Genomic DNA, 23,811 nt, shown 5'->3' with positions numbered 1-23,811 from the left:
TCCATCCACTTGGTAAGTAGTCAGTGCCTCAACGAACAATGATTATGCCAGTGACAGAATAGAGGCTTTCAGTTATCTTTATGCCATCGAACCTAAATAACTTGTATATCATGAAAGTCGCGATAGCTTCACCTCCATTTCCCTCATCCATTAAGGATGGCCTGTATTGGCTCGAAAAATTAGTAAAGGAAGCCATCGTCGAAAATGCCGAAATTATCTGCTTCCCCGAATCTTTCCTGCCAGGTTATCCCGGAATGGGATATCCCGAAGCAGATCGATCTGCTGAAAGCCTAACAATAGCACTATCCAAAGTACAGGAGATTGCAGCCCTGCAGGCAATTACCATCATTATTCCAATGGACTGGCATCGCCCCGAGGGGATATTAAACCTGGCCTATGTCATATCAGCAACGGGAGAGATCATGGGCTACCAGACCAAAAATCAGCTCGATCCGTCAGAAGATCCCATCTGGATACCTGGAACCGAACGGACGGTCTTTGAAGTGAATGGTGTAAAATTTGGCATCACTATATGCCATGAAGGATTCCGCTATCCTGAATCCGTTAGATGGGCTGCAAGGCAGGGCGCAAAGATTGTCTTTCATCCGCATTTTGGAGGCAGTAATACAAATGGTGTTAAACTGGAAGAATGGGGTAACAAGAACAACCCATATTATGAGAAAGCAATGATGATGAGAGCGCTTGAGAACACAATATATTTTGCCAGCTCTAACTATGCATCCGCTTTTCCCGAATCAGCCAGTGCTGTCATCGCACCAGACGGTAACTGTCTAATACATGAAACCTATGGAAGAGTAGGGGTCATCGTGGCCGATATTGATCCGGAAAAGGCCACCGGCTTGCTGGCCATGAGATTTAAACCCAACCTGGTATGGTAGATGATCTCCGGTATAAACATACGATTATCGTATAGGTGCGGGCAATGGTAAGACGACCGTATATCAGGTCTTCCTACCATAGATGAGTAATCGCTTAAAAGCATAAATCGCCGGAAGTTTAGGAAACTGTTGAGCTATTCGCTCCTTGAAGCGCTCCAGGAACGGCACCTTTTCATGTAGGTCAAGACGCTCCACATAAGGCACCAACGCCGACCCCGATATGAAATTGAATAACGTGGCATGGTCTTCCGCAATAATAGGATATACCTTTTGGATCAAGTGAATGTCTTTCATGCCGTGATCAAAAAGAAGTTGGGCATACTGGTCCATAGATAGTACCGGAGAAACACGCTGCCATCCCTTCAGATAAGTGACAAAAGGCTCCTCGTTCACTAATACATGTAGCAGCTTATTAAGAAGATTTTCCGTCTGAACAGGCATCTGTACCGCAAATTGTCCGTTTTGATTTAATAACGCCAGCAACTTTGGAAATAAATACTCATGGTCATCAGACCACTGCAAAGCCGCATTGCTGAATAGTAGATCCCATTTTTTTTCGCGTGTCACAACGTCTTCCGTTGTTCCTAATTCAAAATGGAGTCGCTCGCTTTCGTAAGAAGCAGACTTCGACAACATCTCTCTTGATGAGTCTACTCCCGTGAAGTTGGCACCGGGAAAACGTTGGCTTAAAATGAACGTCTGCTCCCCGGTACCACAACCCAGGTCAATAGCTTCAAATGATGACTCCGGCGTGATCATATCCGCCAGATCGTAAAATGGACGATAACGAACGTCCCTGAATTGATTATACACAGTAGGATCCCAAGGCATGGTCATTCATTTTTGACAATAAAATTAACGCTATACAGCAATAAGCCCAGTACTAATTATCAGGGGCCTAAATACGGGCTTAAATTTAGATTAAAACATCTGATGTTTCATTTCTTTGCCTATCTTTGCCAAACATCAGATGTTTGCATGCATGGCCAGGCGCGAAAAATTAGCAGATATCGTAATCGAAAAATTACAGCAGCATATCTCGCTCGGAAAATGGAAGAAAGGAGACAAGATCCCCGCAGAACCTGAATTGATGACCCAGTTCAAAGTCGGCAGATCCACTATCAGGGAAGCGATTAAAACACTCTCACAAAATGGCGTATTACGGGTGCAACAGGGCGCTGGGACCTTCGTGAATGAGGTATCCTCTTCCCATGAATCCCTGGAGCAACGCCTGAGAAGAGCTGCCCAGGCCGAACTAAACCAGGTACGTATTTTACTGGAAAAGGAGATTATCCGGCTGGCAGTACTGCACCGTACGCAACAACATTCCAAAGACATGCAAAAGGCGCTCGAGCTGCGTAGCAAAGCCATCACAGCCGGAGACTACGATGCGGCCATAGATGCAGATATATTATTTCACAAACACCTGGCAATAGCAAGCAGAAATAGCGTGTTGGCCGATCTGTATGCCGGGTTTACAAATGTATTGCGGCAATCATTCGAAGAAAGAGATGCCGGAAGCTTAGCGCAGTTTACCAAGACACATATATTACATGAACAGCTGCTCCAGGCAATAATAGCCAGGAGAGAAAAAGACGCCATGGCTTGCCTGGAGGCGCTTTTACAGAATAACTATAATGCTTTTTAAATGACAGTACTAGCTTTTACAATCATACTTTTCGCAGGGGCTTATACCGCAGGATTGATCGGTTCTCTGACCGGCCTGGGGGGTGGTGTCGTCATCATTCCGCTATTGAGTGTATTTCTCGGAGTAGATATCCATTATGCTATCGGTGCTGCACTCGTATCCGTCATCGCTACCTCCTCCGGCTCAGCAGCAGCCTACGTGCGCGAAGGAATCACCAATATGCGCATCGGTATGTTTCTGGAAATAGCCACTACTTTGGGTGCCGTGTTCGGGGCATTGCTTGCAACAATAGCACCTACTCACGTCATTGCCGTACTGTTTGGCTGTATCCTCATTTTTTCCGCTATGAACTCACTTCGTAAAAAGGCCCTGCATGTATTGAACGAGTCCAGTCCGCTGGCTTATAAATTGAAACTTTACGGAAGTTATCCTACATCCACAGGGATTATACAATATGGCACCAAAAACGTATTGGGCGGGTTTGTAATGATGGTGGTCGCCGGCATACTGTCAGGGTTACTGGGTATAGGTTCCGGAGCATTAAAAGTAATTGCCATGGACAATATCATGCGTATCCCGTTCAAGGTATCTACCACCACCAGTAACTTTATGATGGGCGTTACCGCCATGGCCAGCGCAGTTGTCTATCTGCAACGGGGATATATTCAACCGGGTATCTGTATGCCTGTCGTTATAGGAGTGCTGCTGGGTGCACTTACAGGTGCCAGGATACTCATCCGCTCTTCCCCCGAAAAGTTGAAGATATTTTTCGCCGTAATAATTACGCTACTGGCCTTACAAATGATCTACAATGGTGTAACCGGTAAAATATAGTATGTCCTAATTAAATACACAATGGAAAAAGTTAAAGATAAAGACCTGCAATACGTGATCGGCAACCTGCTACGGTGGGGTGTATGGAGCTCCATGGCCATTGCTTTATTGGGGGGCGCTATATATTTATATAGACATGGACAGGAAATAGTAAACTATCCCAGATTCGAAGAGCAGGATCATGATATGCTGGCGATACTGAAAGATATATTCCATGGTATCGCAGCCGGGCATGGCAGATCCCTCATCATGCTTGGAATTATACTGCTCTTTGCAACACCCGTGATGCGCGTTGTGTTCTCTCTCATAGGCTTCGCCTTGGAAAAAGATAAGCTGTACGTAGTGATCACTCTTATCGTACTAACGATCATTTTTGTCAGTATACAAGGAGGACTGGGCTGATAAAACTTATCGTGTTGGGAGTGTTTGAAAATATTATCCTATTAATTTTATAGACTATTGTTTACCTCGCTACTGTTGCCTAATTTAGCGTCCTGAAATGATGGACGTCTGCTTTATAAGCCTCGGATTCCTGGTCAAAGTGATGTACAGGGCAATAATCAACCAATCATATACGGTCTGTAAAGGCTACAGGAAACATATGCCCCTGCATTATTGTTATAGATATTCGTCCCTATATCCGGGATGACGTCAACCTCTTGTTCAATTGCTCCAATAAAATGTAATCGTATGAAACCAAAACTCTACACCCTGCTCTGGTGCCTGCTTATCTCCTTTTCCGCCTATGCACAGTCTATTGAAGGAAGTGTTACGGATAATAATCAACCCCTTGTTGGTGCTACTGTCAAACTTGTCGGGCGTAATATCGGAACAACGACAGATGCGAAAGGCCATTATAAACTCAATGTACAACCCGGTCAGTATGTCCTGAATGTCAGCTATATCGGGTACCAGTCTGCGGAAAAAAGTGTGACAGTAACATCCGGACAGCAACAGACAATCGATTTTTCCCTGTCAGCAGCCGAAGGTTTGAATGAAGTAGTAGTGCTTGGATCAAGGAGTGCCCCCCGCAGTCAACTTTCGACGGCAGTCCCGGTCGACGTTGTGGATGTAAAACAGATCACCCAGTACGCTCCACAGGTCAGTATTAACCAGATACTTAATTATATAGCTCCTTCCTTTTCCGCTAATACACAAACCTTGTCAGATGGAACCGATCATATCGATCCTGCATCGCTGCGCGGACTGGGGCCAGATCAGGTCCTTGTATTGATCAATGGTAAAAGAAGGCATACCACCTCTCTTGTTAATATCAATGGTAGCTTCGGAAAAGGCTCCGTAGGTACCGATATGAACGCCATTCCCACGGCAGCAATAAAACGGATCGAAATATTGAGAGATGGAGCTGCTGCACAGTATGGCTCAGACGCTATCGCCGGCGTGATCAACATCATACTGAATGATGAGGTGAATAAATTGAATGTAAATGTATCTACAGGTGCTTACGTATCTAAACTGTCAGAGAATAATTTCGATGGACAGACCGTTCAGGCTAATATTAATTATGGCCTGCCATTAGGAAACAAAGGCGGGTTTATTAACCTTGCAGGATCCTACGACTATCGCAACTATACCAATCGCTCAGGTATATTCAATGGTACCATCTTTTCCGATTATAATGACCCTGCACTGGCAGATGTACCCGGATCACCTAAAGGGAAAGACATTACAGAACAGGAATTACAGAAAAGGGGGCTCAACCGAAAGGATTTTAGTTCCCGGATCGGTCAGTCAGCTAACCGTGGAGGTAGCTTGTTCTTAAATGCCTCCCTGCCGGTAAGTGACCATGCAGAAGTATACGCATTCGGTGGGCTGAATTATCGGCATGGAGAAGCTGCCGCTTTTTACAGAACGCCGTCACAACTGGTACAGACAAATGATACCATCTATCCCAATGGATTCCTTCCGCTGATCGTTACAGACAATAGAGATAAGTCACTGGCTACTGGAATAAGAGGAGACCTAGGAGAATGGAAGGTCGATTTTAGCAATACCTATGGCCAGAATGGTGTGGACTTTAGCGTAGATCAGACCTTAAATGCCTCCCTGCTCAAATCATCTCCTACACGATTCCAGGCAGGTGGGTATCGCTTCCAACAGAATACAACCAACCTTGATTTCAGCCGTTTTTTTGACCAGGCACTCAGCGGCATTAACCTGGCCTTTGGCGCAGAGCATAGATATGAAAACTACCGCATCCTACCAGGGGAAGCATCCTCGTACACTAACTACGGAAATGCGCTGAATATAGGTACCGATGGAGCAGGTAGACCTATCCTGATCCCCGATCCTAGAGGAAATGTGCCTACGCGTTTCGCTGCAAATGGAAGTCCCTTTGCCGGTGGCGCCCAAAGTTTCCCTGGCTTCAGCCCGGATAACGCCATTAATGCGACCCGTACCTCCGTAGCTACTTATGGCGATGTGGAACTCAATATCACAAAACAATTCCTGGTAGATGCTGCATTAAGGTTTGAGAACTATTCCGATTTCGGCTCCACACTGAACTGGAAAATAGCTAGCCGATACCAGTTTAGCCCCAAATTCTTATTAAGGGCAGCCGCCAGCACAGGGTTCCGGGCGCCTTCGTTACACCAACGATATTTTAGCGCTACTTCCAGCGTTTTCATTGATGGCGCCTTCGTAGAATCAGGTACCTTCACAAATGACAGCCGTGTAGCCGGCCTGCTCGGAATACCCAAATTGAAAGAAGAGACCTCTAATAGCTATAGTGTGGGCATCACCAGCAACCTTGGTCCCCTGAAATTGACGGTAGATGGATATTATATCCGCATCAACGATCGTATCGTATATACAGGCCAATTCTCTGGTAACAGGACCGGTACTCCTCAGGAACAGGAGATCTATAATATCCTCAGGTCCGCCAACGCGCAGACCGCCCGTTTTTTTGCGAATGCTATTAATACAGAGACCAGAGGAGTAGATGTAGTGATCACCTATGCAATACACCCCGGAAAAGGACATCTGAAAGTGGATCTTTCCGGCACATTTGCAAAAACAGCCCTGGTGGGACCCATAAATTCTTCTGCCTTACTCAAAGGAAAGGAAAGTACCTATTTCGACGACGCCAGCCGGATCTACCTGGAAAAGGCAGTGCCCCAGACAAAAGCAAACCTGTCGCTGAACTATGCTATTCACAAGTGGGGATTCTTTCTGAGAAATGTGTATTTCGGAGAGGTGCAGGAAGCTACTAATATTGTAGCTAACCAGGATGTATATAGTGGGAAAGTCGTGACAGACCTTAGTGTTAGTTATAACTTTATGCCGGCGTTACGGTTGACACTAGGTGCTAATAACCTGTTTGACATATATCCGGATAAACTCTCCGTGGGCAATCAAAGTTCCGGTCGTTTCCTCTACTCCAGAACTGCCCAACAGTTCGGATTCAACGGCCGCTTCCTGTTTGCCAGACTATCATTGAACCTTTAAAAACAGCCAAAAACCACCTGCGACCTGTAATCGCAGATCGCAGGTGGTCTTGTACATTATTTATTTTTACTTTTTTTTATCGTTTGCAACTCCGTTCTCATTCTGGTAAATAATGCCTTGTACCTGTCCAGCTTACTCGTGCTACCGCTATCCGCATAGTTATACGGGTCTGGTGCCAGAAAGAAGCTACTATCGGGAACAAGCAAAAAAGAAAGATCGGTACCATTTATAATTTGCGTTGCACCATGACAACCCTGGCAACCTCCTTGCGATACAACCCTATAACCTTGCGCTGTTTTTTGCCCGTTTTGCAATAACACGTTTACGCCACCGTCGAAAGGGTTTATTAAACTACTGCCCCTGAAATCGGATAGATTCTTATCTGATTCTATCACATAATTCGCCAGGAAGAAGCTGAAAGCAGTGGAATCATTGCTGGGTTGGGACTGAACACCTACCAAGCGGTAATTTTGCCAGATAGAGGTAGGATTCGTCTTGTTTAGTAGCCGGTGGGCATATGCCGTACTGGAATCGACAACTGCAGGAATGGGATGTCTACGCCTAAAGGTATCAGGTTGGGTGCCCGGAGTTATCTTACCATTCAACTCAATATACCCCATATGAGTCTTCTCTACATCCACGTGTTCAAAGGTGGTAAAAATAAAATCGGGATAATTACTGGTCTTGTGAATAATATGCATACCTATCAGCAAATAGGTCTTATTCATAGCGTACAATTGCTGGTTTCTTTTTTCATAAGTAATAACTGTACGCGTGAAGTACCGCTTTTTATCCTCTTCCGGATTTTGCGATTCCCGCCAGGCAGTCTTCACCTCCATAGCACCGGTAAACGGCTTTTTAGTAGATGGGTTAATAGCACCACCACAAGGTAAACATATAAGGTTGTAAGAAGGAGGACAGTTACAGCTGTTCTTAGCGCCCTTATAGTAAGCGGAATCAAGTGATATGGCCTTGCTTGTATTGGCTGCCGCCCTGTTTCGCGCAGTACTATTCTTGAAAGTATTGGCTATGTATTGGTACTCGTCGCGGTTTACCTTCGCCTGATAAAGTACCTGTTGTGTAGTGCCTGCTACATTCACATTGGCATAGAGATTACAGGAACCTATTTCATTGTTTTCATCCAGGTTATTAAGTAAGGTAATATCCGTATTCGGATCTTTCATAATCTGGGGCTTATATTTATATATAGGCACTTTATCGAATCGCAGTATGGTATCGTTGTAAGGCCGGAATTCTATACGGTGAGCGTAAGTCTCCCATACCAGCGGATTCAACGGATACGGATTAGTCTCCGTTGTATACGACCAATTCGGATCAGCATAACCCCTTCTCGGATTTTGGGGGGTATAAGTAGATTGCCAGTTCACGGCAAAGAACTGATTCCAGGCAAAAGATACCAACTGTTCAGGGGTGGCATTAGGCACAACGTCATTGGGAATGAGTGTATCGATCACAATGTCAAAATTGTATTGTTCAGCTGAAGACTCCTGCTTTGGTAGGGGAGTACTGTTTTTACTCTTACCGAAGAGCCAGATGCCTATTCCGACAATAACGATCAACAATACAGGGATTGCTTTTTTCATAGCATAAGCGTTTTGAATGGGGTGATGTAATGGTTATCTTGTTTTATTTGCTTCCTTAAGACATCAAATGTGGTCGTATTACCAGGTATTATCCAGTACAGGAGACTGGATCTACATGACAATGAAAATTTTTTATGAAATATGACTATCGCTGCTGGGGCTTACAATCACTATAGGGCTAGTTAAAGGGCATTCAATATAATTATATATGGTATACTGAATATTTACCATGTGAAGGTAAATAAATTAAAGAATACAACCAAAAAAAATTAGCATAACTATCTGATTATTATCGCAATAGAAGAACAGGTAGAACTACGGTATCAGCATTCGGAGAAATATAGTATAAAAGGATAAAAAAAGGCTACCCCAGGTAGCCTTTACTTTTTATTGTTCACTGATCAAACAGGTACATTTACCTGGAATATCTTTGGCAACGCATATAATGTTCATATCGTTACTGATAATGCAAACGTACTAAATATGATTGATGGTTTTTTGTGCAAACGGTTGAGTGATTTTACCACCATCCGATTCCCGGTCAAAGAGGCGGTTGCTCCAACACCAGTTCCGAATCGATCACAATGTTGTAAAAGGCTTTATTATTTGCCACCTGACGTTCTTTTTTGGAGAGTAGGTCTAATAATATATCAGTTGCCTTTTCCCCCTGCAAATATGGAAATTGCTCCACAGAGGCAATAGGTTTATAATCCATGTAATGAATGAGAGGCAGATTGGAATAGCTGATGAAAACCGGTAAAGCATCCTGTGCAAGGTGAAGTTGCCGGACGTGTTTGATGGCAAACAATGCGATATAATCATTAAACGTAACGATCGCTGTCACCTTGCGTTTATAGCTTAATAACTCCTTGAGAGCCGCCGCCGTACCTCCCTCTGTCAGGTCGCAATGTAATACCAGGGCAGGATCATATTTTAACCGGTTCTTGATCATCGACTTGATATATCCCTCCTTTCTTTCCTGGCTGGCCAACAATGTCTCCGGCCCGTTGATCATGCCAATGGTACGATGACCTTGCTGTAGCAGATAGTTTACCGCCGCAACAGTTCCGGTCTCAATATTACAGGATACCGAGTGGATATTCGGAATATCAGGTATCCGGTCCAGGAATACCACGGGTATCTGGTACTTTTTCAAACGCTCGAAATGCTCAAACGAAGAGGTGTCCTTCGCTAGAGAAACCAGCAGACCGTCCACCCGGTGACTTTTCATCTTCTCGATCAATTGCTTTTCCTTCTCCGGATCGTCATGCGATTGTGCCAGTAATACCGTGTAATTCTTCTTATATGCCGTTTCCTCGATAGCACTCACCAACGAAGAAAAAAAATATTCTGATAACTCGGGTAAGACCACACCTATCGTATTGGTCTTACCCTTTTGAAGAGATATAGCGGTCTGATTCGGCTCATAATTCAACTCAGCTGCCATTTTTTTTACCTTAATCCGGGTCACCAACCCGATACTGGGATGGTCATGCAATGCCCTGGATACCGTGGAAACTGATATATTCAGGGCAAGAGCAATCTGTTTAATAGTCGGCAGTTTTGACATATTAATAAAACTTGTTATTTAGTATATAATGGGGCTGAAAGACTAAGTTATAAAAAAAGGAAACGTTAGTGGGCATTTATATTTGAAATAGTTAGATGTTTAGAAAATATAACGCCATCCACATTGAACACACATAGCCTACCTCCTCGCAATTTAAATGAATTGATTCGCATATGGTATATTTTTAATACAAACGTTTGTGTAATCACTGCATAAATGGGGCTTTACTATGTAACAGCTATGATTATTAGAGCATTAAACCCAATAAGATAACACGACAATTGAACGACCAGCTAATCCACTATCGCCTATTTACCTAGATCAAACGTTTGTGTTTGCAAAAATGTTTGCGCGTAAATATTTAAGAATAATTTTATCTGTGTCGCTATAATCAATCCACATATTGAATAGATCTATGAAAAAATGCTTAGCAAAACCCATCATTGGGGCCACTATCATATGCCTTTTATCCTTTTTACCTGCTGTCCGCGCCCAGCAGGCAAATAAAAGTTTCCGCTTCGCCTGGCTAACAGACACACACGTAATGGACAGAAGTTCGAACACAGTGGCATTACAACAATCCGTAGAGGACATTAATAAAATAGACGATATACAGTTTACAATACTGACAGGCGACATCAGCGATTTCGGATTCGGAAATGACCTCCGGATAGCAAAGGCGATATTGGATAAACTAAAAAAACCTTACTATATAGTCCCTGGCAATCACGACACTAAATGGTCAGAATCCGGCAACACTGTATTCAAAGAAATATTCGGCCACCACAACATCAGCTTTTCCCATGGTAATATTCGCTTCATCGGTTTCCAGACAGGTCCTATATTACATAGAGGAGATGGATATATTTCACCACCCGACCTCAAATGGGTAACGGATGAAGTTAAAGCCGCAAAGTTGAAAGGTCAGGTAGTGATACCCTTCACACACTACCCCCTCAATGATGGCATGAGTAACTGGTATAAGCTTACCGGACTCTTCAAAGAAAATGGAGTACCGGTCGTTTTAGTGGGACATGGACATAGCAACAGGAAAATGAACTTCGACGGACTGCCGGGCGTCATGGCAAGAACTAATCCGGATAGTAAAGGGAGCCGGAGCCATCAGGAGGTAGGATACACCCTGGTCAGCCTCACTCCCGACAGTATCAGTTTCGCAGAATCCAATCCGGTATTAAATAAAGTGACATCATGGCTGCAATTATCTTTACAGCATCATGTCTATAGTAAAGACAAGCAGGTGCCTGATCTTTCCGTGAATCACAACTACCCACAAGTCATTATAAAATGGCGTATTAATGTGCCGGCTGGCATTTCTGCAGCTGCTACCTATGATGCAAACAGGATATATGTCGGCGATCGCGATGGAATAATGCATGCTTACGCATACGATAATGGTAAACAATTGTGGCAGTTCAAAACGGGGAAAAGCATTTTCTCAACTCCAGCAGTAGGAGAGGGGAAAGTAATTACCGGATCAGCAGATGGTAATATATATTGTCTGAATGCCCGCACCGGCAAATTGATCTGGCAATTCAAAGCGGACAAATGGGTGTTGGGAAGCCCTGTAATCGATAAAGGAATTGTATATATCGGTGCCAGCGATGGAAAGTTTCGCGCTATCGACTTACACACAGGAAAACTGAGGTGGGAATTCGAAGGGATCAAAGGGTGGATACAGACCAAACCGCTGATCTACCAGGAGAAGGTCTATTTTGGCGCATGGGATAATTATTTCTATGCATTGGATCAGCACAATGGACGCCTGCTGTGGAAATGGTCGCGCTCCTCCAAAGAATATTTCCCTTCCGCATATTATGCGCCTGCCGCCTGTTGGCCGGTAGCCGCCAATGGCCGGATATTTATAACAGGCCCCGACATGGTATTGACCGCTCTTGATGCCAATAAAGGCGATACCATATGGCGTATAGGCAAACCCAGACTGAATGAAGCAATCGGTATCTCCGGTGATGGCAGCAAAGTCTTCGTAAAATGTACATTCGATAGTACACTGTTGGCATACAGCACAACGGCAAATACACCTACTGTGATATGGAAGACCGCTGCCAGCTATGGTTTTGATGATAACGAATCCGCCATCCTGGAACAAGATGGAATCGCTATATTCCCGTTCCGGAATGGACTGGCTATTGCAATAGAGGTCGCCTCGGGTAAAGAACGGTGGAAGCATAAGTTAGGAGATGTCATGCTAAACCCGGCTACTATATGCCAAGCTAATTCTGTGCTACTTTCAGACGTAGACGGTAATCTTGTATTGCTGACATATTAATATTAAGTAGTGTGTGTCCAGGAAAGGACCCATGTTACAAGTTGAGTGCGTAAAATAATACGCACTTATGAAGAACTGAACAGATAATTGCGGGTATTATTATTCCCTCTTACCCTGCATGAAACGGTTTTGGTAAATGAATTCCTAATATCCCAAAAATGGTGTACGATTTGGATGTAGATAATAATATCATTTATTAACCACAAAAATGTTTGGTATGCTACAGACCCATGAACAACAAAAGAACGCTCCATCTAAAACACCGGGCGGTGGAACACAGGAGGAAAAGAAGAGATCGCAAACAGCGTCAGAGGAAGATGAGCTGGAAAAAGATGGACTAGAAGAAGACGAACTTGATGAAGATGACGATACGCCTACATTAGATGAAGAAGATTTGGAAGAAAACGACCTTACCGATGAAGAAGCAGAGGATGTGGAATGGGAAAATGAGTCGCAGGAGAAAAAGTAAGGAATTTAGTATCGCAGCGCAGCAACAGTTTAATAACGGCAGCGGAAGTATTAACAGCTGCCGTTATTTTTATCGACATTCGTTTTCAACAACACAATCCGTTAAAACAGGATGCAAAATATAACTACTCAATTCAGCTTTTAACATGCGTATAAGTCCTGTCATATACTTAACATTGCCGCTTACACGGGATATCATAATACCGCCTTCCAGCATGGCAAACATCTTCAAAGCGAAATCACATGCATTAATATCTGCAGAAAGCTCACCGGCATCAATCCCTTGTTGAATAACCGTTACAAGCTTTTGCTGAACTATTTCAATTACAAACTTTAGCTTCTCCTTCAAAACTGGATCAGTGTCGTCTGCCTCCACACTGAAATTTAAGATTGGACAACCTCCTTCTATAGCATAATGTACCGGATCCAACTGGTCATTCATGTAAGCTAATAATTTCCTCGTAGCAGAAATTTCCCTATCCATAACATCCGCCATCCTTCGTCTCACCTCTGCCAGCAAAAACTCGACAGCTGCTACGGCAAGCTCCTGGCGGTTTACAAATCGTCCATAGACACCACCCTTTGCCATGCCCGTTACAGACAATACATCATCTACAGTGGTGCCAGCAATTCCTTTCCTATTGAATACCGGAGCCGCCTTTTCAATTATATATCTTCTTGTTTCTGCTGCCTTACCCATAAATCAGATGAATGAAGACGCAAATGTACATATCGACCAAAAAGTCTAAGATTAAAATTTCTTTAAAACTTCGCAGAATGACTAAACATTCGTTCGAATACTTTGGAATTTGATGGATTTTAACCATTTTTGTGTATCGGTGTTCATTGTATACATTCGCCTGGATAGAAATAATTTCCTCCAAAGCCAGTAGGAGAGGGGAGATAGATAGATAGATAGATAGAAGCTTGTCTTATAGTTATGGAGGTTGCGATATTTTCAAGTCCCATAGGGACCACGTTATGGACAAGTCTTTGTTGACTTGTCCTATTTTTTTGATCGATCGCAGCAACTGTTTCTATTAGGTAATGATACAAATAAGCAATCATGCTCTATGACATCAGGTGCCAACTAAATGATACACCACATCGATATCTGCAGGAATCAGACCTTTCAACATGGTTGATTACCACTGGTCAGGCTGTTGACATTATTTAACATTTCACCGCTTGACCCGTTGGAACAACTTTATGTAATTTCGAAGTCAGAGATGAAGCTACTAATCAGATTTTTTTTATCGCTGTGTTTTTTGCTGTCGAGCGGATTTAGCCGTCTGTATACACATACGTATGCGGATCATGTATATACACCGCAGAACATCTTTGAAAGAACTGCACAGCTTGAGAAATCTGATATCGCAGATCCCGCCGGACAACTTTTCCTGACCAGCGCTAATGGCACGGAAAATCCAAAAGACGAACTGGAAGCCACCACCGACGAAAATGAAGATGACAAATGGTCTGCGTTCAGAAAATACCTCGAAAACAATACCCTCTTAGATATTTTTGCTAATACGCTGATCCCGGCTACATCCTGCCGGCACAACAAACAGCACTTGCCCCTGGATAATCCCTATTCAATTTCCCCCTATAGATATATTGTGCTCCGCGTTATCCGTGTATGATTGTCGCTGGCTGACAGGCAATCATAACTAGCCTGATCACTATCATCATTTTTACTCTCGGTCTCTTACAGCATATTACTCAGGTATGCACTAGGGCTATTTTATCATATACAACACTCCACCGAAGGAGTGTCAAGAGAATCGTTTTGCCTTAAAAAGACATAGTTATTATGAATAGAATGTTCATGCTTATGGGCTTGTCCGCCATATTGTGCTACACAAGCTGCAAATCAGAAAAGGAAACAAAGGAAGCCGAAACCAAGTACTTCGCGACCAGCCCCCTGAAAATGGATACGACGGTAACCAAAGAATATGTATCCCAGATAAGATCAATACGCAATATTGAGATCAGGGCCCAGGAAAAAGGATACCTCCAGAACATCTTTGTAGATGAAGGTCAGTTTGTGAGGGAAGGACAATTGCTGTTTAAGATAATGCCCAAAATTTACGAAGCTGAATTATTAAAAGCAGAAGCAGAAGCCAAAGCTGCGGAAATAGAAGTACAGAATACCAAACCGCTCGCAGATAAAAATGTAGTGTCCAAAAACGAGCTGGCTATGGCGAACGCCAAATTAGATAAGGCTAAAGCAGAACTCGCACTGGCAAAAGTACACCTGGCTTTCACCGAAATAAGAGCTCCTTTCGACGGTATCATCGATCGCTTGCCACTCAAATTAGGCAGCCTCATAGACGAAGGCGAACTGTTAACAAGTCTTTCTGATAACAGACAGATGTACGCTTATTTTAACGTATCAGAACCTGAATATCTCAATTATCAGGTAGGTACAAAAGCAAAAGATAAAATACAGGTCGGCCTGCTCATGGCCAATAACCAGCTGTTCCAACATAAAGGCGTTGTAGAGACCATCGAAGGAGAATTCAATAACGAAACAGGAAATATCGCCTTCAGGGCTTCCTTCCCCAATCCGGAAAGCCTGCTGAGACATGGAGAAACCGGTAAAGTACAAATGGTGACTCCCCTTAAAGATGCACTGTTGGTACCGCAGAAAGCTACCTACGAAGTACAGGACAAAAAGTACGTTTTCGTAATAGATAAAGACAACATCGTGAGATCAAGAGAGATCAATGTAGAGGCCGAAATGCCTGATCTCTATGTAGTGAACAACGGACTGGCTGGTAATGACAGAATATTGCTGGAAGGAGTACAAAAGGTGAAAGATAATGATAAGATCACCTACCAGTACAAAGATCCCCAGACAGTAATCAGCCACCTGAAATTGAAGGCGGAATAGCATCAACAAATTCCAAAAGCATCGTACATGTTTAGTAATCTGATTAAAAGGCCCGTCCTTTCTATAATAATATCTCTCTTTATAGTGTTTCTGGGGATATTGGGTATCACACAGCTCCCCGTAACACAGTTCCCGGCTATCTCGCCACCTACCGTAAAAGTAACGGCAGAGTATCCCGGGGCTAATGCCGAACTGTTGGTTAAAACAGTGATCATCCCTCTCGAAAGAGCTATCAATGGCGTCGCAGGTATGAAATACATGACCTCCGATGCGACCAACACCGGAGAGGCAAATATTCAGATCATATTTGACCTGGGAACCGATCCGAACCAGGCTTCCTTGAACGTACAAAACCGTATCGCCAAGGTGATCAATAAACTTCCCCCATTGGTAATACGTGAAGGTCTGCTGACCAGCCTCGAGCAACCGGCTATGCTGATGTACGTGAACCTGTACAGTAAGGATCCTCATACCGATGAACGATTCCTTTACAACTTCGCAGATATCAATATCCTGCCTGAATTGAACCGTCTGAAAGGGGTGGGTAACTCCCGTATATTAGGTACCAGGGAGTATTCCATGCGTATCTGGTTGAAACCAGATAGGATGATGGCGTACAAAATTTCTGCAGAAGAAGTAATGAAATCACTGAGCGATCAGAGTTTGGAAGCCTCGCCGGGTAAAACAGGAGAAAGCTCCGGTAAACGCTCGCAGGCATTCGAATACGTAATGAAATACACCGGCCGGTTTAGTACAAAAGAAGAATATGAAAATATCATTCTGCGGGCAAACCCCAATGCAGAATTCCTTCGCCTGAAGGACGTCGCAGACATCGAATTCGGGAGCCTGTTCTACGATATTTACTCTAACCTGAATGGAAAACCTTCCGCAGCAATCGTACTGAAACAGCTATATGGTAGTAACGCCAGCCAGGTGATAGAAGAGGTAAAGGCTAAACTGAAAGAGATCAAATCGACCTCATTCCCTCCAGGTATGGACTATGAGATCAGTTATGACGTTTCTAAATTCCTCGATGCCTCCATAGAGAAAGTATTACATACACTGGCAGAAGCATTCATCCTGGTAGGTATAGTCGTATTCCTATTCCTCGGTGACTGGCGGTCCACGCTGATCCCGGCACTCGCAGTACCAGTGTCATTGGTCGGAACATTCATTTTTATGCAGGTGTTTGGCCTCACCCTCAATCTCATCACCCTGTTTGCACTGGTACTAGCTATTGGGATCGTGGTTGACAACGCGATCGTCGTGATAGAGGCCGTCCATGCCAAAATGGAAGAAGAACACCTGTCACCTTACATGGCCACTAAAAAGGTAGTACATGAGATCGCCGGAGCGATAGTCGCCATCACCTTCATTATGGCGGCAGTATTTATCCCGGTGGCTTTCATGTCCGGCCCGGTTGGTATATTCTACCGCCAGTTTTCCATCACCATGGTGACAGCTATCGTACTCTCCGGTGTCGTAGCACTCTCTCTTACACCGGCACTCTGCGCTATGTTGTTGAAGAACACACATGGTAAGCCCAAAAAGAAAACGCCGATAAACCGATTCCTCGACGCATTTAATAGCCGGTTCGAGAAACTGACAGGTAGGTATACAGGTCTGTTGAAGGCTATCGTAGACAGGAGAATAGTCACCTTTGGTATGCTGATAGCATTTTGCGCCGGTACATGGGTACTAAGTAGCAATGTTCCTTCAGGCTTCATCCCTAATGAAGATCAGGGCATGATCTATGCCGTAATACAGGCCCCGCCTGGTTCATCACTGGAAAGGACCAATGAAATATCAGAAAGACTTCAGAAGATAGCTGAAGAGATTGAGGGTATCCAGTCTGTATCGGCTCTGGCAGGTTACGAGGTTCTGACGGAGGGGACAGGGTCCAACTCAGGTACCTGTCTGATCAACCTCAAAGATTGGACAGCACGCAAACACTCCTCCGAAGAGATCATCCGGGAATTAGAAGAAAAAGCCAAAGATATCCCGGGCGCTACCATCGAATTCTTCCAGCCGCCTGCAGTACCTGGTTATGGAGCTGCCGGTGGGTTTGACTTACGTCTCCTGGATAAGACCGGAAGCGGCGACTACAAGAAAATGGAAGCAGTCAACAAAGACTTCGTAGAGGCACTGAGTAAACGGAAGGAATTGACGGCATTGTTTTCATTTTATAGCGCCAGCTATCCACAATACATACTCAAGGTAGATAATGAGATTGCCATGCAGAAAGGGGTAACCATTGCCAATGTTATGCAGTCTATGTCTACGTTGTTTGGTAGTAACTATGAAACGTCATTTATCAGGTTCGGTCGTATGTACAAGGTAATGGTGCAGGCAGGCCCGCAATACCGCTCCAAACCGGAAGACATCCTGAAACTGTATGTTAAAAATGACCATGAAGAAATGGTGCCGGTTTCCGATTTTATGAAGATGGAAAAGGTATACGGCCTTAATGAGATCACCCGGTACAATATGTTCACTTCCTCCGCCATCAAAGGGTCTCCAGCCCCAGGGTACAGTAGCGGTGAGGCGCTTGAGGTAATCAAAGAGGTAGCCGCAAAGACATTACCTAGAGGCTATGGTATTGACTGGGGAGGAATGTCTAAGGATGAAGACGGACGTGGTAATGAAGCCGCTATTATATTCCTCATCTGTCTGGCATTCGTATACATGATCCTCGCAGCCCAGTATGAAAGTTTCATATTACCGTTGGCGGTAGTTTTGTCTCTTCCCGCAGGGATCTTTGGAGCATTCATGTTACTGAAGATCATGGGACTGGAAAACAATATTTACGCCCAGGTGGGGATGGTAATGCTGATAGGTCTGCTGGGCAAAAATGCCGTATTGATCGTGGAATTCGCCGTACAGAAACATCGGTCCGGAGATACCGTCATACAGGCGGCTATCGAAGGCGCAAAAGTACGTTTCCGCCCGATATTAATGACCTCCTTCGCTTTTGTTGCAGGTTTGATCCCGCTGGTCTTTGCCACAGGCCCCGGCGCAATTGGCAACCGGACCATTGGGGCCGCCTCAGCAGGTGGTATGCTTTTCGGAACAATATTCGGGGTGATCATCATCCCCGGTCTCTATTATCTCTTCGGGAAAATAGCCGAAAAAAGGAAACTTATCAGAGACGAAGAAGAAAATCCATTAACGGAAGAAATTGACCATAATGTCTAAAAGAAAAATATATATAAGCCTGGCTTGCATATCGTTGACATATGCAGCGTGTAAGGTGCCTGTTCTCACAGGAAAAACGGAAGATAAAACAGTACCTGCGAGTTTTAATAACTCGCAGGATACTTTCAGTATCGGCGCTGTCAAATGGAAAGAGTACTTTACAGACCCCTACCTGACAACGTTGATCGATACCGCCCTGAAAAATAACCAGGAGCTGAATATTACCTTACAGGAAATTGAGATCGCCCGCAATGAGATACGGGCCAGAAAAGGAGAGTATTTGCCTTTCGTAGGAATAAAAGGAGGCACCGGACTGGAAAAGGTAGGCCGGTTTACCAGCAGAGGTGCTGCTGAAGAGCAATTAGAAATAGCACCCGAAAAGAGAACACCAGACCCTTTACCGGACTACATGCTGTCATTATATGCTACCTGGGAGGTAGATATATGGCATAAGTTACATAATGCAAAAAAAGCAGCTGTAACCCGGTACCTGTCCACTGTTGAGGGAAAAAACTTTGTCATCACAAATCTTATCGCAGAAATTGCTAACTCCTACTATGAACTGCTGGCACTCGATAATCAACTGGATATCGTTAAGAAAAATATCGAGATTCAGAGCAATGCCCTCGAGATTGTAAGGTTACAAAAAGAAGCAACCAAAGTCACTGAACTGGCTGTAAGAAAATTTGAAGCGGAAGTACTTAAGACCAAAAGCCTTCAATACGATATTCAGCAACAGATCATAGAAATTGAAAATAGGATCAACTTCCTCGTAGGCAGATACCCACAGCCCATTCAGAGAAGTAACCTGGCATTCGATGCCATTGTACCAAATGTCATTCACGCTGGTATTCCGGCACAATTACTGGCTAATCGTCCCGACATCAGACAGGCAGAGCTCGAACTGACAGCCGCCAAGCTGGATGTAAAAGTGGCCAAGGCGCAGTTTTATCCTTCCGTTGGCATTTCTGCAGCAGTAGGCTATCAGGCATTTAATCCTTCCTACCTACTTAGAACACCGGCGTCCATCCTGTACTCCCTGGCGGGAGAACTGGTAGCACCACTGGTGAATAGAAATGCAATAAAAGCAACATACTACAGCGCTAACGCCAAACAGATACAGGCGGTATACAATTATGAACGCACCGTCCTGAGCGCATATACAGAGGTGATCAACCAGCTGGCCAAACTAGGGAATCTGGAAAAAAGTTACGATCTGAAAGCCCGTCAGGTACAAGCATTAACCCAGTCTATCGACATCTCGAACGATCTGTTCAGATCAGCAAGAGCCGATTACATGGAGGTCCTGCTCACCCAGCGCGACGCATTGGAATCAAAGTTTGAACTGATCGAAACCAAAAAACAGCAAATGAATGCCGTAGTAAATATCTACCAGGCACTCGGTGGTGGATGGAATCAATAAACAGGCCTTTAATCATATTAAAGGAGCGCCTTCAGGATACGGGACCCTGAAGGCGCTTTTATCTTCTGCCCTCTGAGGCGTAAAGACACACAAATAGTTATTATCTTTGAAAGATATAACCACACACCAAAAAAAGAACCGTATTGTTTATGGATATCATTCAGAAGAATAACATTCACATAATTGGTAATCCCGATGCAACCCAAACCTTGGTGTTTGGTCATGGATTTGGTATAGACCAACGGTCTTTTGCCCAAGTCACTCCGGCTTTCGAAAATGAGTATAAAATTGTTCTTTTTGACAATGTGGGAGGAGGTGCAGCCGATATAAACGCTTATAGCCCCAAACGATATGAGTCTATTAATGGCTATGTGGCAGATGTTGCCGATATCCTGCAACAACTCAACTTACAACATGTCACATTTGTTGGGCATTCTGTCAGCGGGATGATTGGTCTGTTGACAGCTGTACAACACACGGATAGTATAGAAAAACTTATATTACTGGGATCCAGCCCACGATACCTCAATGATCCGGAAAAAGGATATATAGGCGGTTTCGACCAGCCGACACTGGATAGTTTGTTTGAAACAATGGAAGGCAATTATCACGCCTGGGCCGCAGGATTTTCCGTACTTGCTATGAGGAATGATGACCGACCGGAACTGGCAGCCGCGTTTGCAGCATCCCTGCAAGCGATAAGACCCGATATCGCTATACAAGTAGCTAAAGCGATCTTCTACCTGGACTATCGCAACGAATTAGCCAAAGTGACACAACCGGCATTGATCATCCAAACCACCAATGACATCGCTGTCCCGGCTATAGTAAGCGAATATCTGGAGGCTAATATTCCTGGTAGCAAACGTGTGAGTGTACAAACACAAGGACATTTCCCCCAAATCAGCGCTCCTGAAGAGGTGATAGAGGCGATAAGGTCTTTTCTCTGATTTAAATACTTAACTCTGATTCGTGAATAATTGGGAACGAAAGGCACTTAACTTCATTAACCAAACCAGCCGTTGGGATAAGGAAAGAGATATTTCCTCCTTCCTTTCATTGAGCATTTCCTTTGTAAAGGAATTGACAAATGCAGATATTGCCCTCCAGATTGAATTGGAAGACAACGAAACGGCCAAAGTAAAAAACGCATTCCCAGGTTACCTGAATGATTTGGTGATGAACCCTGATCCAATCAGAAAGGCTATTTATACACTGGGTTTTAAGACGACCTATTGGAAGGAAATACCTGCAGGGAAGGATAACGCCTTCAATGAAGTACTGCAGGCATTATCTTCAGCAGTTATCATGCCGATGAATACCTCTCCAGGTACCAGTCTGTTGATAATGGGATGGAGTGAACCACAAGATTTTGGCAACGAATTCATCGAATGCATTGAGACCATACGCCTCCGGTTGAAGGAAATTATTGTTCAGTCACAACAACAACTGAACTTCCAGCGCCTGAATAGTCGTTTCACCGCCATACTACATACGATCCCGCACGCATTGGTTTTTATTAGTAATGATGGTTATTCCGGATGGGTAAACCAGAAGGCAGCTACATTATTAGAATTATCCAATGAAGGAGAACAATTGCCTGTCACGCTATCTGAGGCTATGACACAATTACGTAACCAGGCCACAAACCTGGAAGACATATACCAGGAAGCTGCACGATTGTTTCAATCTCCCGAAAACGCGATCTCTGATTGGAACTGGCAGCTGAATAAAAGAATACTAAAGGTGTCCTGCCTACCGGTTAGATCCCCGGGTGTCAGCGGCCGCCTTTGGATATTTGAATAATAACAGCCTAGTAGTGCTGCCGCCAGAGGAAATAGAAAGTACTGCCCTCACCTGGCACCGAATCAACCCATACCTTTCCTCCCTGTTCCTCTACCAGAAGTTTAAAAATATTCAAACCAATCCCCGTACCTTCCTCCTTCACGTCATTGTCAACGCGCTCGAATAAACGGAATATACGGTCCGTATCTCTCTTGGAAACACCAGGACCATTGTCTTTTACATAAAACTCAAAAAACTCATCCCGGTCAGTACCACCGATAGTAACAACTCCCTCAGCCTTATCATTATATTTGATAGCATTGGATATAAGGTTCTGAAATACCTGCTGCAGCTTTAGTTTGTTAGCTTGCAATACAGGCAGTTTGCCTTCTGTGACGATACGTATATGAGCTGGCGGGAATAATAAGGCGATAAGCTCTTTGATAAGCGCTTGCACATCTATCTTTTCTACCACTTGATCCGCCTTATTCTGACGGGTATAGTCAAGCATCGAGGTGATCATCTGGGTCAGATTATTAGTGGCGCCCATTACAATCTGCATATAGTCTTTCAGATCCGGCTCCTGCTGTATACGGGGATCATCATTGATCATAGACAGAAGGCTAATTGCACCAGACAGCGGCGATTTAAGATCATGTGCTACCATATACATAAACCGCTCCAGCTGCTTGTTCACCTGCTCTTTTTCAGCCATCGCCTCCTTCAGCTCATATTGGGACAGATATAACTTTTCAAATACCCGTACCTTCGCTCTTGTAATATTTACATCTAACGGCTTCGATAGATAATCAACGGCCCCTTCTTCAAATCCACGCATTACATATTGCTCCTCCTTATTGATCGCGGTGACAAAAATAATAGAGATGTTACTCGTCTTAGGGTTGATCTGTAACAACCGGGCTACCTCGTAACCGTCCATATCCGGCATCTGGACGTCTAGCATAATCAGCCCGATATCGCTATGTTTGAGGACGATTTTAAGTGCCTCATTTCCCGAGGTAGCTTTTAATATCTCCCTGTTGTCAGCCTCCAGCATATGTTCCAGCGACACAAGATTTTCCGGTTTGTCATCCACCAAAAGGATTGTAAATGTTTTCTGCTGCTTCATTTATCAACTTTTATATGCAACGCTTATTTTTTTAATAAGATCAATAATGCTAGTCACTGACATAGATAATATGCCGTTACAAGAGTCCAGGGCTGAGGCTGGCATAAACCGAAATAGTGCGCTGTCCGGCTCTTGTACAATACCGGTACCTCCCGCCGCTACAATATCACAAAGCCCTTCCGTCCCGTCTTTACTGGCTCCGCTTAGTAATATACCCAATGCTCCCTCGCCGAAGACAGCTGCCGCACTACTGAATGTTTGGTCAATAGAAGGCCGGCTAAAGTTGACCGGCTCCGAATAATCCAGGGAAAAAGTAACATCACTCTCTATTAATAGATGATAATTTTGCGGCGCAAGATAAATATGGCCGGGCAATAATGCCTCTTTATCTTCCGGTTCCAGCAATTTCCGATAGGACGATAAAATAGCCACAAGCTCACTAGGAACATTTTTTAATCGATGTAGTACAATTACCAATGGTATAGGAAAATGGGCAGGCCACTGTTTCAGTATCTCCTCCAGCACAGGCATACTACCAGCTGATCCTCCTATTAGAATCACACGATATGAATGGGGTATTATCA

The 23,811-nt window shown here is 44.1% G+C and carries 19 protein-coding genes; 13 read left to right on the top strand and 6 right to left on the bottom strand.

Annotated features, from left to right (window positions below; all coding sequences use genetic code 11):
* Positions 1-110 precede the first annotated feature (110 nt).
* The gene (locus KTO58_RS11985; protein ID WP_095839134.1) at positions 111-899 is read left to right on the top strand and encodes a carbon-nitrogen hydrolase family protein; all 789 of its coding nucleotides are present in this window, start codon (positions 111-113) and stop codon (positions 897-899) included.
* A 63-nt stretch (positions 900-962) separates the two neighbouring features.
* Here the strand turns inward: KTO58_RS11985 and KTO58_RS11980 are convergent, their stop codons facing one another.
* The gene (locus KTO58_RS11980; protein WP_095841595.1) at positions 963-1,730 is read right to left on the bottom strand and encodes a methyltransferase domain-containing protein; all 768 of its coding nucleotides are present in this window, start codon (positions 1,728-1,730) and stop codon (positions 963-965) included.
* 151 nt (positions 1,731-1,881) lie between these two features.
* On the opposite strand from KTO58_RS11980, the gene KTO58_RS11975 reads away from it, so the two are divergent.
* The 4 genes from KTO58_RS11975 (at position 1,882) to KTO58_RS11960 (ending at position 6,849) form a co-directional block, all read left to right on the top strand.
* Complete coding sequence (locus KTO58_RS11975; protein ID WP_198314932.1) at positions 1,882-2,547, top strand: FadR/GntR family transcriptional regulator; 666 nt, start codon at positions 1,882-1,884, stop codon at positions 2,545-2,547.
* Positions 2,548-3,381, top strand: coding sequence for a sulfite exporter TauE/SafE family protein (locus KTO58_RS11970; protein ID WP_095839136.1), 834 nt, complete (start codon positions 2,548-2,550; stop codon positions 3,379-3,381).
* 21 nt (positions 3,382-3,402) lie between these two features.
* On the top strand, positions 3,403-3,783 hold the full coding sequence (locus KTO58_RS11965) for a DUF1634 domain-containing protein (RefSeq protein WP_095839137.1): 381 nt from the start codon (positions 3,403-3,405) through the stop codon (positions 3,781-3,783).
* A 288-nt stretch (positions 3,784-4,071) separates the two neighbouring features.
* On the top strand, positions 4,072-6,849 hold the full coding sequence (locus KTO58_RS11960) for a TonB-dependent receptor (protein ID WP_095839138.1): 2,778 nt from the start codon (positions 4,072-4,074) through the stop codon (positions 6,847-6,849).
* Positions 6,850-6,905: 56 nt separating this feature from the next.
* On the opposite strand, the gene KTO58_RS11955 is transcribed toward KTO58_RS11960, so the two are convergent.
* Positions 6,906-8,453, bottom strand: coding sequence for a hypothetical protein (locus KTO58_RS11955; protein WP_225860214.1), 1,548 nt, complete (start codon positions 8,451-8,453; stop codon positions 6,906-6,908).
* Positions 8,454-8,994: 541 nt separating this feature from the next.
* Positions 8,995-10,023 carry a LacI family DNA-binding transcriptional regulator gene (locus KTO58_RS11950; protein ID WP_095839140.1) on the bottom strand — a complete coding sequence of 343 codons (1,029 nt, stop codon included), beginning with the start codon at positions 10,021-10,023 and terminating at the stop codon, positions 8,995-8,997.
* Positions 10,024-10,438: 415 nt separating this feature from the next.
* Here KTO58_RS11950 and KTO58_RS11945 point away from each other — a divergent pair, with 415 nt between their 5' ends.
* Together KTO58_RS11945 and KTO58_RS11940 are read left to right on the top strand one after the other, a co-directional pair.
* On the top strand, positions 10,439-12,331 hold the full coding sequence (locus tag KTO58_RS11945) for an outer membrane protein assembly factor BamB family protein (protein ID WP_095839141.1): 1,893 nt from the start codon (positions 10,439-10,441) through the stop codon (positions 12,329-12,331).
* Positions 12,332-12,548: 217 nt separating this feature from the next.
* On the top strand, positions 12,549-12,800 hold the full coding sequence (locus tag KTO58_RS11940; protein WP_157753013.1) for a hypothetical protein: 252 nt from the start codon (positions 12,549-12,551) through the stop codon (positions 12,798-12,800).
* Between the two features lie 69 nt (positions 12,801-12,869).
* Here KTO58_RS11940 and KTO58_RS11935 read toward each other — a convergent pair whose 3' ends face one another.
* On the bottom strand, positions 12,870-13,499 hold the full coding sequence (locus KTO58_RS11935; RefSeq protein WP_095839143.1) for a TetR/AcrR family transcriptional regulator: 630 nt from the start codon (positions 13,497-13,499) through the stop codon (positions 12,870-12,872).
* Between the two features lie 529 nt (positions 13,500-14,028).
* Here KTO58_RS11935 and KTO58_RS11930 point away from each other — a divergent pair.
* The 6 genes from KTO58_RS11930 (at position 14,029) to KTO58_RS11905 (ending at position 22,119) form a co-directional block, all read left to right on the top strand.
* Positions 14,029-14,442: a hypothetical protein gene (locus tag KTO58_RS11930; protein WP_095839144.1), complete on the top strand. Its 414-nt coding sequence runs from the start codon at positions 14,029-14,031 to the stop codon at positions 14,440-14,442.
* 170 nt (positions 14,443-14,612) lie between these two features.
* Complete coding sequence (locus KTO58_RS11925; protein ID WP_095839145.1) at positions 14,613-15,695, top strand: efflux RND transporter periplasmic adaptor subunit; 1,083 nt, start codon at positions 14,613-14,615, stop codon at positions 15,693-15,695.
* Between the two features lie 84 nt (positions 15,696-15,779).
* Positions 15,780-18,890 (top strand): efflux RND transporter permease subunit, encoded by a 3,111-nt coding sequence (locus KTO58_RS11920; RefSeq protein ID WP_371878182.1) that lies wholly within the window; start codon positions 15,780-15,782, stop codon positions 18,888-18,890.
* Positions 18,883-20,313 (top strand): TolC family protein, encoded by a 1,431-nt coding sequence (locus KTO58_RS11915; protein ID WP_095839147.1) that lies wholly within the window; start codon positions 18,883-18,885, stop codon positions 20,311-20,313. Before KTO58_RS11920 ends, KTO58_RS11915 begins: the two co-directional genes overlap by 8 nt.
* 149 nt (positions 20,314-20,462) lie before the next feature.
* Complete coding sequence (locus KTO58_RS11910; RefSeq protein ID WP_095839148.1) at positions 20,463-21,263, top strand: alpha/beta fold hydrolase; 801 nt, start codon at positions 20,463-20,465, stop codon at positions 21,261-21,263.
* A gap of 22 nt (positions 21,264-21,285) precedes the next feature.
* Positions 21,286-22,119, top strand: coding sequence for a hypothetical protein (locus KTO58_RS11905; protein ID WP_095839149.1), 834 nt, complete (start codon positions 21,286-21,288; stop codon positions 22,117-22,119).
* A 7-nt stretch (positions 22,120-22,126) separates the two neighbouring features.
* Here KTO58_RS11905 and KTO58_RS11900 read toward each other — a convergent pair whose 3' ends face one another.
* Together KTO58_RS11900 and KTO58_RS11895 are read right to left on the bottom strand one after the other, a co-directional pair.
* Complete coding sequence (locus tag KTO58_RS11900; protein ID WP_095839150.1) at positions 22,127-23,227, bottom strand: hybrid sensor histidine kinase/response regulator; 1,101 nt, start codon at positions 23,225-23,227, stop codon at positions 22,127-22,129.
* 3 nt (positions 23,228-23,230) lie between these two features.
* Complete coding sequence (locus KTO58_RS11895; protein ID WP_225860212.1) at positions 23,231-23,788, bottom strand: chemotaxis protein CheB; 558 nt, start codon at positions 23,786-23,788, stop codon at positions 23,231-23,233.
* Positions 23,789-23,811: the final 23 nt, after the last annotated feature.

It is taken from the genome of Chitinophaga pendula, assembly GCF_020386615.1.
Taxonomy (GTDB): domain Bacteria; phylum Bacteroidota; class Bacteroidia; order Chitinophagales; family Chitinophagaceae; genus Chitinophaga; species Chitinophaga pendula.
The sequence above is the reverse complement of the archived record's forward strand: the minus strand, read 5'-3'. Positions and strand labels throughout refer to the sequence as shown.

Excerpts from the sequence above, each read along its gene's own strand:
- KTO58_RS11985 (WP_095839134.1), top strand. The coding sequence starts at position 111 with ATGAAAGTCGCGATAGCTTCACCTCCATTTCCCTCATCCATTAAGGAT.
- KTO58_RS11980 (WP_095841595.1), bottom strand. The coding sequence starts at position 1,730 with ATGCCTTGGGATCCTACTGTGTATAATCAATTCAGGGACGTTCGTTAT.
- KTO58_RS11975 (WP_198314932.1), top strand. The coding sequence starts at position 1,882 with ATGGCCAGGCGCGAAAAATTAGCAGATATCGTAATCGAAAAATTACAG.
- KTO58_RS11970 (WP_095839136.1), top strand. The coding sequence starts at position 2,548 with ATGACAGTACTAGCTTTTACAATCATACTTTTCGCAGGGGCTTATACC.
- KTO58_RS11965 (WP_095839137.1), top strand. The coding sequence starts at position 3,403 with ATGGAAAAAGTTAAAGATAAAGACCTGCAATACGTGATCGGCAACCTG.
- KTO58_RS11960 (WP_095839138.1), top strand. The coding sequence starts at position 4,072 with ATGAAACCAAAACTCTACACCCTGCTCTGGTGCCTGCTTATCTCCTTT.
- KTO58_RS11955 (WP_225860214.1), bottom strand. The coding sequence starts at position 8,453 with ATGAAAAAAGCAATCCCTGTATTGTTGATCGTTATTGTCGGAATAGGC.
- KTO58_RS11950 (WP_095839140.1), bottom strand. The coding sequence starts at position 10,023 with ATGTCAAAACTGCCGACTATTAAACAGATTGCTCTTGCCCTGAATATA.
- KTO58_RS11945 (WP_095839141.1), top strand. The coding sequence starts at position 10,439 with ATGAAAAAATGCTTAGCAAAACCCATCATTGGGGCCACTATCATATGC.
- KTO58_RS11940 (WP_157753013.1), top strand. The coding sequence starts at position 12,549 with ATGCTACAGACCCATGAACAACAAAAGAACGCTCCATCTAAAACACCG.
- KTO58_RS11935 (WP_095839143.1), bottom strand. The coding sequence starts at position 13,499 with ATGGGTAAGGCAGCAGAAACAAGAAGATATATAATTGAAAAGGCGGCT.
- KTO58_RS11930 (WP_095839144.1), top strand. The coding sequence starts at position 14,029 with ATGAAGCTACTAATCAGATTTTTTTTATCGCTGTGTTTTTTGCTGTCG.
- KTO58_RS11925 (WP_095839145.1), top strand. The coding sequence starts at position 14,613 with ATGAATAGAATGTTCATGCTTATGGGCTTGTCCGCCATATTGTGCTAC.
- KTO58_RS11915 (WP_095839147.1), top strand. The coding sequence starts at position 18,883 with ATGTCTAAAAGAAAAATATATATAAGCCTGGCTTGCATATCGTTGACA.
- KTO58_RS11910 (WP_095839148.1), top strand. The coding sequence starts at position 20,463 with ATGGATATCATTCAGAAGAATAACATTCACATAATTGGTAATCCCGAT.
- KTO58_RS11900 (WP_095839150.1), bottom strand. The coding sequence starts at position 23,227 with ATGAAGCAGCAGAAAACATTTACAATCCTTTTGGTGGATGACAAACCG.